The organism is Aeromonas sp. s10 (assembly GCF_040907975.1).
Taxonomy (GTDB): Bacteria; Pseudomonadota; Gammaproteobacteria; order Enterobacterales; family Aeromonadaceae; genus Aeromonas; species Aeromonas caviae.
Genome location: NZ_JBFOCV010000015.1, coordinates 111,370 through 125,985, shown reverse-complemented (window position 1 = coordinate 125,985; position 14,616 = coordinate 111,370). Strand labels below are relative to the sequence as shown.

Genomic DNA, 14,616 nt, shown 5'->3' with positions numbered 1-14,616 from the left:
CCCTCACTGGTAATTCACCACCAGGGTCGCAGTTGCAGTAAATGCGCCCCCGGTCAATGTCACGTTAGAGTCCCTCACAAGTACCGCTTTCAAGGTAGGTCTGGCTGGATCCGTGAAGTTAATAAACGTGTTCAAAGGCCATCCTGGGTTGTTGTTCACCTTAATTTTAATTCCGAGCCCTGGCTTGGAGGTTGCTAGGAAAATAGGGTTCGAGGGAAAAGGATCACCAGCCATCATCAGCATCTGCTCAGTGCTGGCCGCTCCAGAGCAGTCCATGGTGTAATTTATCGGCTGCTCATAGTTCACCCCATCAATACGCCCGATCAAGATATTTTCACCGAAATCCACCGAAATGGCATTGTTGCCATTAATAATACAGGGGGGAGGGGCGACCAGCTTGCCAGTGAAAAACACATCGATGGCATAGGCAGGGGTTAGATTGCCCAACATGATTAATAGCCAGCCGATGCCTGCCCACCCTGTCAAATTGGTTGTCGCTAGTTTCATAGCACCTCCAATAGCAAGGTTGTCGATGCACCAAAGTCACCTACCGCCAACTCTGAGCCCAGAATATTCGACTTCTTTACGGGGACAGCCCAGAGTGTCGGCGGTGTGCCCGTATAGGCAAATGTAAACCATTCATCAAGCGCCAACGCAGAACTATTAGGCTTGAGTAACTGCACCCCAAAATTAGGGATATTGGTGCCCAGTACGTTTGGGTCAAAAGTGCTTGCCCCGCCGGTAAACTTCAAACGCAAGTTAGTAGGATTTCCACTGCAACTCAGGCTGAAAGGAATAACAGTCTTATAACTAGCTCCGTTGATCAAATGGGTTTGCAAGGAATCACCAAAGTTGACCTCAATCCTACCGGCATTATTACCAACGATCGAACATGATGGCGCAGCCATCACTTGCCCCATGATATTGATGGTCATTGTATTTCCAGCCCATACCGGTGCCAAAAATAGCATGAGGGTGACATAGAGGATTATCTTTATCATTTCCTCTCCTACACTGCATTTATATGCCGCGCTACGTCACTCTGTAGCCAGGCATGGAAAAATAGTTGTTGGCGAAAGGATAATGCTCAGCAAAAACCGCCCTTCAGCAACGCCATACTGATTCATATCTCCAGTAGCCTTAACTGTATACTCAATACATACCAGTAGATGCCTCTAATACAGTATTAGTTCTTACGTTTACTTGCATCGACTTGGCAGGTATTGCTTGCACAGCGGAAACTGAGTTCAGGCTGACCACCGTAGTCATTGACATACAGCAGCACTGGTGCAGTCCCCAAGGCTGCGGCACTGCCACCCAAGGTCGCGCTGCCTTTGGGTGGCACCATCAAGGGTTGAAAACCTTGCACCACCGCGCCACCTTGCTTGGCACTTGCCCCAATCAGAGTCACAAAATATGGGGTCGGGTTGTTTACCTTGTAGCTATCACCCTGTCTGGTCAGCGTAAGCTGCTCCTGGTAAGGAGCCGCTTGTTGCTGTGCAGCAGCTTCTGCCAACGCTGCCGGCCGATAGAACATCTTGATACGAGTCTGCAATGCAATTTGCAGCACATTGGGCTTGTCACTCTGTGGCGGGATTTCCCGCATATTAAAGTAGAACAGGGATTCCCGGTCCTGAGGCAACTGGCTGGCGGCAGGCATGGCTTGAATCTTGACCTGAGTCTGCCCCTTGGGTTCCACTCGTTGTACTGGGGGCAACACGGTGAAGGCGCTCTGGCCTTCCAATTTGACCCCCTTCTCATCTTCAAGCCATCCCTGAGCCAAGTATGGCAACTCGGCATTTTCATTACGCACATTCAAGCTGACTGAGCGCTCATTGCCAGGGAAAACAACCCGGGTCCGATCCAGAGCTATCGCGGCATTGGCAGTGGGGACCAACGTCATGATGAGTGAACCGACCACAATGCTGTTGATAAACAAAGCTGCTTTTTTCATGCTATTACTCTCAATATTCCGATTAGGTATGGCTATACAAGTCGTTCTACTTGGCAAGTAATTGCAATATCAATTACTTGCTTGTGCCACTTAGTGATGCCTTGCACATGTCAATTGAAGCGTAGTCGTCATGTCAGCCGCGATCGTGGCGGGCAGAGTGACTTGGCATTGCTCCTTACCATTCCACAATAAAGACAGTACTTCACCTGGCTTCAGTCCGCTCAGATAAACATCACCACCGTCTGCTACCATTCCCACCTCTTGCTGTCGAGCGTTCAATACTGTTGCACCAAAAGGCGGGGTTTTACCGTCGGCCAAGCGAACCGTTGCCATCGCCTTTTCACCAGCGATCACATCAAAGTGGCGATAACCAATCGCTCCTTCTGTCAAAGTACCCTGCAGCACAGAGTTCGTTGCTTGTGCATTGTCGGCCAACTTATTCACGTCAATCTGAATATTATTTCGGTAATAACTGGTGACATCCGTTACAACAGCCTTCCCGAGTCGATTGGAGTTGACTGTGCTACCATACCCCCCAATTGGTACATCTGGCACACCGTCCGTATCTACCAACATACGCGTTCCGCCCAAGGTACCAATGCGGTGCAGCGCCCCCCCTTCTGGGGTCAAGGTTGCCCCCCCCATCATCGATAGCCCCACAGAACGATATTGACCACTGCGCAAACTGGCTGAACCATCAACTTGGGCTAGATCTCCTCGGTGGGAATAATATCCACTGATGTCTGTATCTCCTTCAGCTATACCGGTACGTAGTTGGTAATAATCTGCATCTCCCACGCGGTCAGAATAACCAACAGAGTGGCTAGAGGCATTCCCCTTAGAATAAGCACTGTTATAACTGACTGTGCCCGCCGTTCCCCAAGGCATCGACAGTGTCATATACATGCCGTCATCTCGGGAGTTATTAAAATTGTTGTTTCTGTATCCTGTAAGTGACAGGCTAACATTACGAAAATCACCAACATCAAAATAATGTGATAATGACAGACTATACCGATCGGTAGCCTCCTGATTCCAGTAGGTTTGATGGTTATAGTTTATATAAGCACTTAACTGTAAAGTAGGAAACTGCTGATTAATCGAGATGGTGTACATCTCCTTGCCACGAGCCCTTTCATCAGTATCAGGTGAATTACGCGCTACCAGATAATCGTTCATTGACATGAAATCTTTATCAGAAAAACGGTAACCGGCAAATGTCACTTGGCTATCAGTTGCATCAAAACGCTTCGAGTAACTCAATCGATATGAGCGCCCCTGTTGCGAGTCATCATATGGCAAGCTTGCATATGACTGAGTCACATCTGCGGATAATGCACCGAATACCATCAGGTCACGACCAACCCCTACCGCCAGCGCACTATATTCTTCGCCACCAAGAGCTCCGCCATAAAGTGACCAACCATTACTCACCCCCCATGAAAATTCCCCTGTGGCAAAGAGCGGACCATCAACATCATGCTCCCAATCGGTCGGCCGCCCGGCTGCAAGCTTGAATCTGACTTGGCCAGGCCTTGTCAAATAGGGAATTGTGGCGGTATCGACCTGAAAGGTCTGCACGCTACCATCAGCCTCTTCAACCCTCACATCCAGCTTGCCCGAGACTGCGCTATCGAGATCTTGAATGCGGAATGGACCTGCAGCAACTAGAACTTCCTTGATAATCCGCCCTTGCTGACTGATGACCACTTTGGCATTACTACGTGCCACACCAGAGACTTCAGGCGCATAGCCACGCAAGTTGGGCGGCAACATATTGTCATCCGATACCAGGCTGGCACCGGTAAATCGAAAACTGTCGAAAATACTTGAGGTAAGGAAATCTTCCCCTAATGTCAATTTGGCTTTCAACGGGACAATGGCTCGATAGGCCGTATATTGGGTCCAATCAAAGCTGTTATCATCCACACCGGACTGGTGGCGAGCTTGCCAGTTGGCTCGCAGCCGCCAAGGCCCCATATTGGCCCCCACGACGCCGTTACCACTCAAGGTCTTGACCTCAGAGTTGTCCTTTTCTTGCCATTGCGACTGGGCATTCAGGTTGTAATCCAGCAGAACACCTGGAATGCCTTCTTCCCAACGCGAGGGTGGATCCCAGTTGGCACTGCTGTATTCCAAATAGGCTTGCGGAATGCTGATCTTCAGCGTGCTGGTACTCAGATCTCCCTGAATTTCCATGCCCTTAAGGCTGGAAGCATCCAGGCACTGTCCATCCTGCCACCAAGCCAATCCCTTCATTGCATCATCAGTCAGCCCCAACATATCGACTAACTCTTTGGTTAGACATGCCTGACTTTCTTTGGGGTCATCCCCTGGCACCATAAAAGTCACGGAACGGGCTGGCATGGAAACATTATTGAGACTAATGGCCATCTCATAGGTACCAGGAAGAATGAAACCCTTCTGGCTGAAGACACTCAAGTCAATATTCTCACGATCTTTCAAATCAAGAATATTGGTATTGAAACGAATATCCTGAGCACAGGCAGAGCCCATTGCTCCAAGTAATATGCAGGTACCAAGAGAAGCCGAGACCAGGGAGCGCAGGGTGAAGTACGCCATAAAACATGCCCCTTTAGTAATAATCAATCTTGAACCGTATCGACGAGCGGTAATCGCCAACTCTCGGGGTACCCTGATTGGCTACGAGTACGATGGCATAGTCTAGTTGCATCTCTGTTGCATTGATGGCGGTTGCAGGCATAGGGGTACCGGGAATGACTGGTTTTCCTTGCTGATCCAAGATCAGCAGAGCAACTCCCCTTGCTCGCCCACTCACTCCGAAGTATTCCCCTGCACGCTCACCATCAAAAGTTACCGTAAAACGCTGCCAGTTTGGTTTCTCTGTCTCAGCACGCCAAAGTGAACAATTGACCAAACGGATTGCTACTTTCTGCTCAGGCCCACGTCCCTGCGAAATAAGCCGCTCCAAAGGAATGGTGCCCATACGAATACTTTGAACACGATCTCCGACAGCAATGTCACAAGGTGCTTCAATAATGCTCCCTCGCATGCTGACCAACCCCTGCGGGGTAGCTCCCCACGTTTTGAGTGGTAACAACAAGGCGCCAGAGAAAAAGAAAACCAGCCCTTTTTTCTGCAGAACGTTATGACCCCGTTTCATAAAGGTGCTCCGTCGACCTAAAAAACCTGCGGCAAATGCCGCAGGTTTACGCCACAGCGGTATAGAACAAACGGCTTACTGATAGGACAGGACGAAGTTGGTTGGAACCTGGAAGGTACCCGGAACGATAGTCGCGCTAGCACCACCACCAACCAGGGCTGCGGTAAAGTTCAGGTTGTTGTTGCCACTGATGACGGCTTGCTCAGCAGTTGGAACATTCAGCTTGACTTTTGCACCGTCAGCTTGAGACATGCGGATGTAGGCCCCCTGCGCGGAGCCAATCATACCAAGGCTCTCTGCATCATAGGCAGACGCTTGACCACCAAAGGTCACACTTACTTTGGGAGCAGCGGCCGGGGAGGGCTGAACTACACAACCTTCCAATTTGATGCTGAAAGGAACTTCGCTAGACACACCCGTGTTGCCATTGGCAGCCAGAGCCACGTTGGAAACTGCACCGAGGTTGACAGTCTGATCGATAGAACCCGGAGCGATAGAACAGGGCGCATCAATGATGGAACCGGTGAAGGTCACAGTACCAGAGCCTTGATCGGCAGCATTAGCGAAAGAAGACATGCCCAGGCCAAGAGCCAGTACAGTTGCCAGTGCAATGTTGTTCATTTTCATGTTACTTGATTCCTATGGAGTTGATGTTTTATTGCCAGCCCCACTGCAAAGGTTGTCTTGAGGTTGGTAGCGTTATTTTCACCAGTTACCGCTCAACGGTATGTAGGAATTATCTCTTTGAGGTTGTAGGAAAAATCTTTTGACACTATTTCAATGACCTCAAATAGAAACCAAGCACAATTGATGAAAAAATGATCTACAGATGTTAAATAATGCATCACTGTTATCTCATTCAGCATTCATACAGTTATAGCAACCAAACGTTTGCTCATTTCCATCTACATTTTCACATGATCTTGCGATCAGGATTTTCAATACACATTGATGTTGCCCTTCATGACAAAAAATATTTTATTAAAATAGGTTCTGTCGATATCAAAAATACGGTTATAAATATTTTTTATCAGGTGCCGACGAAAGAATATTGCGGTGACCTTACTCAATAACAAGTCAACTTACACAACATATAATACGCCCAACAAAACTCAGATAAAAAAACAATAGTGACTGTTGATAAATATCAACACATAAAATTATAAAAAGCTGATTTATCCATAATTATGGACTGAGTCAATACTTCCTGATGCAAGCAATTCTTGATTATAAAAAAATAAACAAACCTGTATTCACAGCCATATAATAAAGAGTTCTCCCTTGCTACACATAAATATAATTTTTCAATATAAGAAATCTGCTATATAGATATAAAACCAAAGAATTACAACGACTCTTTAAATAATTGTCTGGCATGTTCGGATTCAATATTCTCAAACAAGATAGGATCGGGGCAGTAGAGCATGCGACTACGCAGACGATGAATGTTTTCACCGGCAAAAGCTGACTTGTTAGTGACGAAAATAGCGTAGATGTTCTGATAAACACTGCCATGATTACGTTTAGCAAGCTCGGTCGCCACTCGCCATAGGGTGTTGCCTGCTGTATCGATCAAGCATTCCCCCTGCTGTTCATAGATAAATACGGGTGGTTGTGGTGGCAAGGCGGGTGGCTCACTCGCACATGACTGAGCCGGAATTTCAGCCTTGAGCATCTTCCTGCCGGGCAAATACCAATAGAGAACGCTGTCAGCTCTCAACCATTGACAAGGCACCTTAGCCCGCATAGTGAACAGATTTTCCATCATTACGCCTGTCAGTACTTCCAGCTTTTTGTCGTGACGTAGCTGTGCTTCCCCATCCAGACTCGGGCTTATCAGGTTCATACGCAGCAGGCCCTGCTGGTAACTCAGGAACGAGAAAGTTTCAGTGGCCTCTGAGAAGGGAGTTGTGGTCAACATGACCATCAGCATTAGAGATTGACGTACCATGAATGAAACTGGATCCAAAAGCCCTATTGGATCAGGTCGTCAACACACTAACAAGGGCGGACAATCCGTTTCAGAACAATCTTACTCGGCTGGCTGAAATCATCAGGTGGAGCTATCGAAATAAGCTCAAGACGACAACGTGGCCAGCCGGGCGGCAAAGCCCATGAAGAACAGGCCGATGAGACCATTGCCGAGTCTGGCGAGGCGTACCTTGCGCGCAAAGAAGCGCGCCATCAGGGTGCCGCCGAAGATCAGCAGGGTCAGATAGACGAAGCTCATGGCCTCCAGCATGCTCGCCAGCACCAGGTAGGAGACCCAGGTGTGGGCGTAGTTGAAGTCGACAAACTGCACGAAGAAAGAGACGTAGAACAGGATCGCTTTGGGATTGGTGAGGCTCAGGGTGAGGGCCTTGGTAAAATAGCGCTCACCGGGATCCATCTCGGACGCCGGTCCCGCCTTTTTGGCGATGAAGTTCGCGTGCAGGATCTTCACCCCCAGATAAAGCAGGTAGATCGCGCCCAGATAGCGCACCAGGGTAAACAGCAATGGGGTGGTGCGAATGAGGGACGCGATCCCCAGATAGGCGCAGAAAATGAGGATGGCATCGCCGACGAAGACGCCGAGGGCGGCGCGATAACCCGGGCCTATGCCGCGCACGGCACCGGTTCGCAGCACGTAGAGGGAGTTCGGGCCCGGGGCGATGATGATGAAGAAGAGACCGACCAGATAGGTCCAGACGTTGATGACACCCAGGCTTTCGAACATGTTCCCTCCATGGCGGGTGATGGGCCGGATAACGGCGGCAGGCCTTCTATACTAATCCGCCCTGCGCCAAGCACAAGATCTGACCAGCCATCCACACGCCGTCAGCATGAACGGCCTGCGCGCCACGCGAACGCAATCCGGGCGTTCGCCCACTTTGGTTATGTCCAGATGCGCCGGGATAGGGCATGGTAGAGGGAGTGATACCCCAGCCATGGACAAGACCTTGAGTACCGACACCCCGATCACCGCCCCGCCCGCGGTGGACAACCCGACTACCACCGCTTATCCGGTGATCGCCGCCATCAGCTTCTCGCACCTGTTGAACGACATGATGCAGTCGGTACTGCTGGCCATCTATCCCCTCCTGAAGCTGGGGCTCGATCTGTCGTTCACCCAGATAGGTCTCATCACCCTCACCTACCAGTTCACGGCCTCGCTGCTGCAACCCCTGATCGGCCTCTATACCGACCGCAGACCCATGCCCTACTCCCTGCCTCTGGGCATGGGCTTCACGCTGGTGGGGCTGCTCTACCTGTCGCAGGCAGGCAGCTTTGGCGCCGTGCTGTTGTCGGCCATGCTGATCGGCATGGGCTCCTCCGTCTTCCACCCGGAATCCTCCCGGGTCGCCCGCATGGCGGCCGGCAACCAGCCCGGTCTGGCCCAGTCTCTGTTCCAGATCGGCGGCAATCTGGGATCGGCCATCGGCCCCCTGCTCGCGGCGCTCATCATCGTGCCGAAGGGACAGGGCAGTGCGGCCTGGTTCTCGTTGTTCGCACTCATCGGGGTCATCGTGCTCAGCTTCGTCGGCCGCTGGTCCAGCCACCATGCCGCCAGCTTCCATCGGCGGATGAGGGCCCATGCCGGCACCGGCCTGAGCCGCCGCCAGATTGGCTGGTCACTGGCCATCCTCGGTCTGCTGATGTTCTCCAAGTTCTTCTACATGGCCAGCCTGAGCAGCTATTACACCTTCTACCTGATGGACAAGTTCCACCTGTCGCTGGAGAGCGCCCAGCTCTATCTGTTCGCCTTCCTGTTTGCCGTCGCGGCGGGGACAGTGCTCGGCGGGCCGCTCGGCGATCGCATCGGTCGCAAGCGGGTGATCTGGATCTCCATCCTCGGCGTCGCTCCCTTCACCCTGCTGCTGCCCCACGTCGACCTGTTCTGGACCTCGGTGCTGTCGATCGTCATCGGCCTCATCCTGGCGTCGGCCTTCTCCGCCATCCTGGTCTACGCCCAGGATCTGGTACCCGGCAAGGTCGGCACCATTTCTGGCCTCTTCTTCGGCTTCGCCTTCGGCATGGGAGGGATAGGGGCCGCCCTGCTGGGCAAATTGGCCGATGCCACCAGCATCGAAACCGTCTATCAGGTCTGCGCCTATCTGCCCCTTATTGGCCTGCTGACCGCCTTCCTGCCCAATATCAGGAGAGGCTAGAGGCCAAGCGGCAGCCAGCGACCGACCATAAAAAACGCGGCCTGAGCAGGCCGCGTCTGGTTCCATCACTCGGGCCGCCTGACACGGCCCGATCCGCTCGGACTCATCCGCCGAGCCTCTTTGTCAGCAATTCGGCCTCTCCCCCAGCCCGACGAGCGGGCCCACTGGAAGTTGTCACCCGAGAGGCCGCTGACGGGGCCATTCACCGCAGGGCCGCGGCATCCCTCAGCAGTACTGGCCTGCCACCCAGCCCGACGACCAGGCCCACTGGAAGTTGTAACCACCGAGCCAGCCGGTCACGTCCACTACTTCGCCGATGAAGTAGAGGCCGGGCACGGTGCGTGCCTCCATGGTCTTGGAGGAGAGCGCGTTGGTATCCACCCCCCCCAGGGTCACTTCGGCGGTGCGATACCCTTCGGTGCCGTTGGGCAGGATCTGCCAATCCCCCAGCAGGGTGGCCACCGCCTCCAGCTCCCGTTCGTTGTACTGGCGCATCGGCTTGCTCACCAGCCATCCCAGCTCCACCAACTTGTCGACGAAGCGCTTGGGCAGCTCGCGCCCCAGCACGGTTTTCAGCTCCTGGGCAGGATGGGCCTGGGCCCAGGTCTTGAGGGTCTCTGGAATGTCGAGGTCCGGCAGCAGGTTGATGTGGATCTTCTCCCCCGCCAGCCAAAAAGAGGAGATCTGCAGGATGGCGGGGCCGGAGAGGCCGCGATGGGTGAACAGCATGGCCTCCTTGAAGCGGGTGCCGTCCTCGGCGGTCACCGCCACCGGCAGGCTGACCCCCGCCAGATCGGCGAAGGCCTCCTTGTCGGCCTGATGCAGGGTAAAGGGCACCAGCCCGGCGCGAGTCGGCAGCACGGTGAGGCCGAACTGCTCCGCCAGCTTGAAGCCGTAAGGGGTGGCACCGAGTTTCGGCATGGAGAGGCCGCCGGTGGCGACCACCAGCGACGAGCAGGCGATCTCCCCCTTGTTGGTGTCGAGCATGAAGCCTTCATCTGTCTTGCTGACGGTGAGGATCTCGGTCTGGAACTGCAGGGTCACGCCAGCCCAGTCGCACTCGGTCAGCAGGATGTCGACGATATCCTTGGCGCTGTCGTCGCAGAAGAGCTGGCCCAGGGTCTTCTCGTGGTAGTTCAGGCCATGCCTGTCCACCAGATCGATGAAATCCTGCTGGGTATAGCGCGCCAGCGCCGATTTGCAGAAGTGGGGGTTGGCCGAAAGGAAGGCATGGGGACCGACCTGATGATTGGTGAAGTTACAGCGACCGCCGCCGCTGATGAGGATCTTGCGGCCCGGCTTCTTGGCGTTGTCGAGCACCAGCACGGAGCGACCCCGGTAGCCAGCCTGGGCCGCACACATCAATCCGGCCGCCCCGGCACCGATCACCACCACATCCACCTGTTTCATCGTCACTCACCCATCAAAAGAAAAACGGCCCCTTTACCTTAAAGGACCGTCATTGTACCCGGCAGACACCAGCACAGCGGTACAAGGACACCTGCAAATAGAAAACGGCCCCTTTACAAGGGGCCGTCATTGTACTGACTGAACACTAAGTGTCCACGACTATCAGGCGTTGCCATCCATGATGCTGGCCGGGGCGCCCTTGGCCAGCTCGGCCAGCTCCTTGTCGATGAAATAGAGGCCCTTGCCATCCTCGCCCACCAGGCTCAGACGGTCGACGATGCTCTTGAACAGCTTCTCCTCTTCGTGCTGCTCGGCCACGTACCACTGCAGGAAGTTGAAGGTGGAGTAATCCTGGGTGGTGAAGGCGACGTGGGCCAGACCGTTGATGCACTTGGTGATGTGATACTCGTGCTCCAGGGTGGTGCGGAAGATGTCACCCAGGGACTTGAATTCATGGGGAGGCGCTTCGATGGCCCCCAGCACCGGCATGGCGCCGGTCTCGCTCACGTAGGTGAACAGGCGCTCCATGTGCTGGCGCTCCTCGACCGCATGCTGACGCAGGAAGGTGGCGGCCCCCTCGAAGCCCTTGTCCTCGCACCAGGCGCTCATCTGCAGGTAGAGGTTGGAGGAATAGAATTCAAGATTAATCTGCTCGTTCAACTTCTCGATCATGGCTTTGGCCAACATGATGATTCTCCACTGTGATTTGCCCACGATTGTCGCCACTGTTGCATCCTGACGCAACCAGAGACAACCGACGCACCCCGCAGTTGCGACGACTTTTCACCTCATCCTCTCCCCCATACGGTTATAGAGAAGCAAAGAAACATGGTGTAGGTGACATCAGCCATTATGATGGCGCCATTGGTCGGGGAAAGGATTCAATGAGATTCATAATGGCACTGGCGCTGCTCTGGATGACCCAGTTGCAGGCAGCTCCCTCCTTGCTGAAAGAGGCTGAATTGCAGGCGGCGCGCGATCCCGTCGGCTATCTGCAGCGCCTCGACGCCAGTCCCCAGCAGGATATGGAACTGTTCTACGCCAGGTCCCTGGCCCAGGCAGCCCTTGGCCGCTATCCACAGGCACAGCGCGACAATGCCCGCGCCCGCGGTCTGGCCAATGCCCAGCAGGAGACCCTTCGCCTGCTCGACTTCCGGTTGCAGCAGATTGCCCTGACCCTGGATGCCGATACGCCGGATCAGGCGCTCGATCTGCTAACCCAGCTCTGGCCAGCAGTCCGGCATCACCCCAGGCAGGTCTCGGAGTGGCATGCCCTCAACGGGCTCGCCCTCTACCGTACCCAGCAGATGAAAGAGGCGATCCTCGAGCTCAAGACCGCCTATCACCTCAAGCAGAAAGAGCCGGGTTCCATCCTCTCCACCTTGCAGTGCGGCCGTCTGCTGATGACCCTCGGCAACCTCTATGCGGACCTCAATCTCTACCGTGAGGCCGAGACCTATTATCAGGATGCCCTCGGCCAGATGGTGCAGCTCAACGAGCCCAACAGCCAGGCCATCATCCGGGCCAACATGGCCAGGCTCTACATCGACATGGGCCAGCCTGCCAGAGCCAGCCAGTTGCTCGATACCCTGCTGGCCACGCCGAGCCTGTCACCCCACTATCGCGCCATCGTCCTCGGCTACCAGGCCATGGTGTTCAACGCACGGGCGGACTGGCACTCAGCCTGGCGCAGCCTGGAGGAGGCACAAGCCATCTATGACAGGCTGGATAGCCCGCAGGCGGCCTCCCGTCTGACCGAGATCCGGGCAAGAACCCTGCTGGGTCGTGGCGAGAAGCAGCTGGCCCTGCAACTGCTGATGGAGCACACCGCCCCTCTCTCCATGGATGGTCGGGCGATGCAGGCCAGGTTGCTGGCCGATCTGGGCCGCTACCCCGAGGCCTATGGGGCCATGACCCGCTACATGCAGTACTACAAGCAGCACTTCAACCAGACCCTGAGCCAGCACGCAGCCGCCTTCCAGGTCGAGATGGATCTGGCTCGCAGCGAGGCCAGCAATCGCGCGTTGCAGCAGGAAAACGAGAGCAAGCGCCAGCAACTGCTCTACCAGCAGAGTGCCCGCTACTACCAATTGCTGCTGCTGGTGCTGCTGGCCGTCGCCTTGATCCTGCTCGGGCTCACCACCCGCAGGCTCCACCGCAGCTCGCGCCACCTCTACAAGCTCGCCACCTTCGATCAGCTGACCGGGCTGCCAAACCGGCGCGCCCTGCTGGAGAGACTGGGTCAACAGTGGCTGCACGAAACGCCCCTGACCCTGCTCATCATCGACATCGATCACTTCAAGCAGATCAACGACAAGCATGGTCACCAGGCGGGGGATCAGGCTATCCGGCAGTTGGCCAGGGAGCTCAAGAGCTGGGCACCGGACCAGCAATTGATCGGGCGCTGGGGCGGGGAAGAATTTCTGGTGGCCATGACCCAGGACGGGGCCACCTGCTGGCGGCTGGCGGAGCAGCTGAGAAGCCGGATCGCCTACCTGGCCGCCCCCCACATGACCATCAGCATCGGGGTGGCGGAACGCTCGACGCAGGATGACAGCCTGAGCCAGCTCATTCATCGGGCCGACATGGCCATGTATCAGGCGAAGCGCCAGGGGCGCAACCAGACCGTGCTGGCCCAGTCTCCCCACCTTTCCCCTGAACTGGCCTGCAACGTCGCCTGATGCCCCTCGTGCGGGTGTCAGGGCGTCAGCTCAGTGAGTGACGCCACGTTCACCGGCGCACCGTAATCCACCCCCGGCAGCTCGAAGCCGTTTAGCTGCATGAACTCCTGGCGCAACCCGGCAAAATCCCCCAGGGTGCGGAAGTTCTCCGGCGTCACCTTGGGCCAGAGTGCCGAGACGGCGGCCTGCACCGCTGGCTCAAGCTCGTGGTCATCCATCCGGATCAGCCGGTTGCCATCGGCGACGACCCCTCTGGGCCCGTACATCTTGTCGGCAAACAGCCGCTGCATCTGCTCGATGCAGCCCTCGTGGACACCACGCTCCTTCATCACCCCCATCAACAGGCCCAGATAGACAGGCAGCACCGGAATAAACACGCTCGCCTTGGTCACCAGCGCCTTGCAGACCGACACCCAGGCATGACCGCCAATCCCGGCAAGTTGCAGGTTGATGGTCTCGGCGGTGGCGTGCAGGTGCTCCTTGGCATAGCCGATGGTGCCGTCCCGATAGAGGGGATAGGTGGACTCGGGGCCAATGTAGGAGTAGGCGACGGTCCGGGCACCGGGGGCCAGGCAATCCGCCTGCTGCAATGCCTGCATCCAGCGCTGCCAGTCCTCTCCCCCCATCACGGTGACGGTGTCGCGGATCTCCTCCGGGGTGGCTGGCACCAGCGACTGCTGCACCAGCGCATCGTGCTCCAGATCCAGCCCCCAGCCTTGCAGCGGCTGGCCTGTGGTCTTGAGCACCGAGCGTACCTGTGTGCCATCCGGCATCACCCTGACTCCGCTCGCCAGCGAATAGACCACCAGATCCACCTGCCCGAGCTGCTGGCGGATGACGTCGATGGCCTGCTGGCGCATGGTGTCGGAGAAGGCATCCCCGATCAGGTTGACGGCGATACGACCGGCTTGCTCCGCCGCCTGACGAAACCAGATGTTGTTGTACCAGCCAGCACTGCCGAGCCCCTTGTCGGAGGGACCCCGCTCGAACGAGACGCCCAGGGTATCGGCACCGGCGCCGAAGGTGAGCGCGATCCGGGACGCCAGCCCGAAACCGGACGATGCCCCCAGCACCAGCACCCGTTTCGGCCCGTTGAACGGCCCCGCCGCCCGCACCTGTTCGATCTGTTGCAGCACGGCGGCGCGACAACCCATGGGGTGGCAATTGCGGGCAACACAACCCTGGATCTGGGGATGAATGATCATGAAGGACTCTCCGGTGCATCGGTGGGACATGAGAAACGGCCATGACAGCGTCACCCGGTTGCAGGTGAGGAGC

13 protein-coding genes are annotated in these 14,616 nt (G+C 55.6%); 2 read left to right on the top strand and 11 right to left on the bottom strand.

The genetic code is table 11. The annotated features are described in order from the left end of the window. Nucleotides 1-3 precede the first annotated feature (3 nt). The 8 genes from AB5Y59_RS04520 to leuE all read right to left on the bottom strand — a co-directional run bounded on the left by AB5Y59_RS04520 (nt 4) and on the right by leuE (nt 7,815). Nucleotides 4-507: a fimbrial protein gene (locus tag AB5Y59_RS04520; RefSeq protein WP_368211542.1), complete on the bottom strand. Its 504-nt coding sequence runs from the start codon at nt 505-507 to the stop codon at nt 4-6. After that, the gene (locus tag AB5Y59_RS04515; RefSeq protein ID WP_368211541.1) at nt 504-1,001 is read right to left on the bottom strand and encodes a fimbrial protein; all 498 of its coding nucleotides are present in this window, start codon (nt 999-1,001) and stop codon (nt 504-506) included. Before AB5Y59_RS04515 ends, AB5Y59_RS04520 begins: the two co-directional genes overlap by 4 nt. A gap of 185 nt (nt 1,002-1,186) precedes the next feature. Further along, the gene (locus AB5Y59_RS04510; RefSeq protein ID WP_368211553.1) at nt 1,187-1,903 is read right to left on the bottom strand and encodes a fimbria/pilus periplasmic chaperone; all 717 of its coding nucleotides are present in this window, start codon (nt 1,901-1,903) and stop codon (nt 1,187-1,189) included. Between the two features lie 141 nt (nt 1,904-2,044). Continuing rightward, entirely contained in the window at nt 2,045-4,537 is a 2,493-nt protein-coding gene (locus AB5Y59_RS04505; protein WP_368211540.1) for an outer membrane usher protein, read from the bottom strand. A 13-nt stretch (nt 4,538-4,550) separates the two neighbouring features. Beyond that, a complete protein-coding gene (locus tag AB5Y59_RS04500) occupies nt 4,551-5,099 on the bottom strand; it encodes a fimbrial protein (protein WP_368211539.1) in 549 nt (182 codons plus the stop codon). 75 nt (nt 5,100-5,174) lie between these two features. After that, the gene (locus AB5Y59_RS04495; protein ID WP_368211538.1) at nt 5,175-5,726 is read right to left on the bottom strand and encodes a fimbrial protein; all 552 of its coding nucleotides are present in this window, start codon (nt 5,724-5,726) and stop codon (nt 5,175-5,177) included. 718 nt (nt 5,727-6,444) lie between these two features. After that, nucleotides 6,445-7,020, bottom strand: a complete 576-nt coding sequence (locus AB5Y59_RS04490) for a hypothetical protein (protein ID WP_368211537.1) — start codon at nt 7,018-7,020, stop codon at nt 6,445-6,447. 156 nt (nt 7,021-7,176) lie between these two features. Beyond that, nucleotides 7,177-7,815: a leucine efflux protein LeuE gene (gene leuE / locus AB5Y59_RS04485; protein WP_368211536.1), complete on the bottom strand. Its 639-nt coding sequence runs from the start codon at nt 7,813-7,815 to the stop codon at nt 7,177-7,179. Between the two features lie 211 nt (nt 7,816-8,026). Here leuE and AB5Y59_RS04480 point away from each other — a divergent pair, with 211 nt between their 5' ends. Continuing rightward, nucleotides 8,027-9,247, top strand: a complete 1,221-nt coding sequence (locus tag AB5Y59_RS04480; RefSeq protein WP_039040678.1) for an MFS transporter — start codon at nt 8,027-8,029, stop codon at nt 9,245-9,247. A 225-nt stretch (nt 9,248-9,472) separates the two neighbouring features. Here AB5Y59_RS04480 and AB5Y59_RS04475 read toward each other — a convergent pair whose 3' ends face one another. After that, nucleotides 9,473-10,657: an NAD(P)/FAD-dependent oxidoreductase gene (locus AB5Y59_RS04475; protein ID WP_368211535.1), complete on the bottom strand. Its 1,185-nt coding sequence runs from the start codon at nt 10,655-10,657 to the stop codon at nt 9,473-9,475. Nucleotides 10,658-10,819: 162 nt separating this feature from the next. Continuing rightward, nucleotides 10,820-11,344, bottom strand: a complete 525-nt coding sequence (gene ftnA, locus AB5Y59_RS04470; protein ID WP_010672333.1) for a non-heme ferritin — start codon at nt 11,342-11,344, stop codon at nt 10,820-10,822. A 209-nt stretch (nt 11,345-11,553) separates the two neighbouring features. On the opposite strand from ftnA, the gene AB5Y59_RS04465 reads away from it, so the two are divergent. Further along, nucleotides 11,554-13,338, top strand: a complete 1,785-nt coding sequence (locus AB5Y59_RS04465; protein WP_045522677.1) for a GGDEF domain-containing protein — start codon at nt 11,554-11,556, stop codon at nt 13,336-13,338. 17 nt (nt 13,339-13,355) lie between these two features. Here the strand turns inward: AB5Y59_RS04465 and fabV are convergent, their stop codons facing one another. Next, nucleotides 13,356-14,543: an enoyl-ACP reductase FabV gene (fabV, locus tag AB5Y59_RS04460; protein ID WP_045522675.1), complete on the bottom strand. Its 1,188-nt coding sequence runs from the start codon at nt 14,541-14,543 to the stop codon at nt 13,356-13,358. Nucleotides 14,544-14,616 lie beyond the last annotated feature (73 nt).